General features: G+C 68.8%; 3 protein-coding genes. 1 reads left to right on the forward strand and 2 read right to left on the reverse strand.

What is annotated here, in order from left to right:
• Positions 1–96: 96 nt before the first annotated feature.
• The gene (locus tag ABNT58_RS11425) at positions 97–507 is read right to left on the reverse strand and encodes a hypothetical protein (RefSeq protein WP_348753600.1); all 411 of its coding nucleotides are present in this window, start codon (positions 505–507) and stop codon (positions 97–99) included.
• Between the two features lie 114 nt (positions 508–621).
• On the opposite strand from ABNT58_RS11425, the gene ABNT58_RS11430 reads away from it, so the two are divergent.
• Positions 622–2,358 carry a glutamine--tRNA ligase/YqeY domain fusion protein gene (locus ABNT58_RS11430; protein WP_348753601.1) on the forward strand — a complete coding sequence of 579 codons (1,737 nt, stop codon included), beginning with the start codon at positions 622–624 and terminating at the stop codon, positions 2,356–2,358.
• Positions 2,359–2,378: 20 nt separating this feature from the next.
• On the opposite strand, the gene ABNT58_RS11435 is transcribed toward ABNT58_RS11430, so the two are convergent.
• The coding region (locus tag ABNT58_RS11435; protein ID WP_348753602.1) for a hypothetical protein at positions 2,379–2,568 on the reverse strand (190 nt) is incomplete at its 5' end.

The raw sequence follows: 2,568 nt of genomic DNA on the forward strand, positions 1-2,568 counted from the left end.
ACGCCATGATCTGCTTCCCTGCTGTGAACATTATCACTGTAGGAAGTCTTGAGACAGGGCGCCTCCCTCTAGAGAGGGAAGTCTGAAGAGGGCCCGTCAGCGGCCGCCGTGGCGGTAGCCGTCCCAGCCGCGGCCCTCGTAGCCGCGGTCGGCCCAGCGACCGCCATGCCAGTGGCGCGGCGCCCGTTGCGGCACCACCACATATGCCGGCGGCGGCGCCGGCCTGTAGTAGCGCGCCGGCGGCGGCGGGGGCGCATACAGCACTGGCGCGGGCTGGTACACCGGGTAGGCGGGCACCGCCACCACCGGCGCCGGCTGGTACACCACGGCCGGCGGGGCGTAGTAGCGCACCGGCGGGGCGTTGGAAATGACGGTGCCCACGCCCACGCCGGCCACGGGGGCGTTGATGCCCACCGACCAGTACACGTCACGGGCCTGCGCCGCGCTGGCGGCCAGCACGCCCGCCGACAGCAGCACGGCGGCGCTCAAGGTCTTGCGAAGGCTCATGGAAATGCTCCTGATGACTGACTACCCTGATTGAACGCGCCAAGCGCCCTCCGGTGCACCACCAGCTGTTGCCACAGGTAAGCAATCGAAAAGGCCGCGTGCATAGAATCCTTCATGGCTGCACCCCACGACGACAACACCAGCAACAAGCCCGCTGCCGGCAACTTCCTGCGCAGCGTGATCGAACGCGACCTGGAAGCCGGCGCCTACGCCGCCCGGCACGACCCGGCTGCCATCCGCACCCGGTTTCCGCCCGAGCCCAACGGTTACCTGCACATCGGCCATGCCAAGAGCATCTGGCTGAACTTCAGCCTGGCGCAGGAATACGGCGGCGTGTGCCACCTGCGCTTTGACGACACCAACCCCGAGAAGGAAGAGCAGGAGTACGTCGACGGTATCGTGGAAGCCGTCAAGTGGTTGGGCTGGGACTGGCAGGCGCACGGCAAGTCGCACCTGTTCTACGCCAGCCACTACTTCGACTTCATGTACCGCGCGGCCGAGGCGCTGGTGAGCGCCGGCCTGGCCTACGTGGACGAGCAGACGCCCGAGCAGATGCGCGCCAACCGCGGCGACTTCAGCAAGCCGGGTGTGGACAGCCCCTTCCGCAGCCGCAGCCCCGAAGACAACCTGACCCGCCTGCGCGAGATGCGCGACGGCCAGCACCCCGACGGCGCGATGGTGCTGCGCGCCAAGATCGACATGGCGTCGCCCAACATCAACCTGCGCGACCCGGCCCTCTACCGCATCAAGCACGCCACGCACCACAACACCGGCGACGCCTGGTGCATCTACCCGATGTACACCTTCGCGCATCCGATCGAGGACGCGCTGGAGCACATCACCCACAGCATCTGCACGCTGGAGTTCGAAGACCAGCGGCCCTTCTACGACTGGCTGCTGGACAACCTGGCCAAGCTGGGGCTGCTGGACGCACCGCTGCCCAAACAGTACGAGTTCGCGCGGCTCAACCTCACCTACGTGATCACCAGCAAGCGCAAGCTGCGCCAGCTGGTGGAAGAAGGCCATGTGACCGGCTGGGACGACCCCCGCATGCCCACGCTGGTGGGCCTGCGCCGCCGCGGCTACACGCCCGAGGCGCTGAAGCTGTTCTGCGAACGCAGCGGCGTCAGCAAGGCCGGCGGCTGGATCGACTACAGCAACCTGGACATCGCGCTGCGCGACGACCTGGACCCCAAGGCTGCGCGCGCGATGGCGGTGCTGGACCCGCTGAAGCTGCGGCTGACCAACTGGGACGAAGTCATCGGCGCCGGCCAGACCCTGCCCTGCGATGCGCCGGTGCACCCGGCCCAGCCCGAGCGGGGCCGGCGCGAGTTCAGCCTGGGCCCGGAAGTGTGGATCGAGCGCGAGGACTTCCAGGCGGTGCCGCCCAAGGGCTATCACCGGCTGTCGCCGGGCGCGGTGGTGCGGCTGAAGTACGGCTACGTGGTGCGCTGCACCGGCCACACGACCGATGCGGACGGCAACGTGACGGAAGTGCAGGCCGAGCTGATTCCCGATACGCGCAGCGGCACCCCGGGTGCCGACAGCGTGAAGACCAAGGGCGTGATCAGCTGGGTGGGCGCGCACGATGCGCTGGCCGCCGAGGTGCGGCTGTACGACCGGCTGTTTGCCGTGCCCCACCCCGGTGAAGGTGAACTGGCCGCCGAGCTGAACCCCGACAGCAAGCGCGTGGTGCAGGCTTACCTGGAACCGTCGCTGCGCGGCGCCGCGCCGGAAAGCCGCTTCCAGTTCGAGCGGCACGGCTACTTCGTGGCCGACCTGCAGGACCACAATGCCGACAAGCCGGTGTTCAACAAGGTCACCGGCCTGAAGGACACTTGGGCGAAGTGATCACCCAGGCCGGCGGCCGATCAGGTGTCGGGCCGGTTGTCGGCGTCGATGTCCGGGTCGGCGGGGTCGGCGCTGTCGTCGGCGGCCAGCGCCTCCAGCTCTTCGTCGGCATCCAGCGACACCGCGTCGTCCAGCGCGTCGGTGCCGCCCAGGGTCTCGATGTGGTCGGTGCCGATGTCGGCGCCGGCCGCGTCTTCGCCCGGGATGGCC

The organism is uncultured Aquincola sp. (assembly GCF_964001545.1).
GTDB lineage: Bacteria > Pseudomonadota > Gammaproteobacteria > Burkholderiales > Burkholderiaceae_C > Aquincola.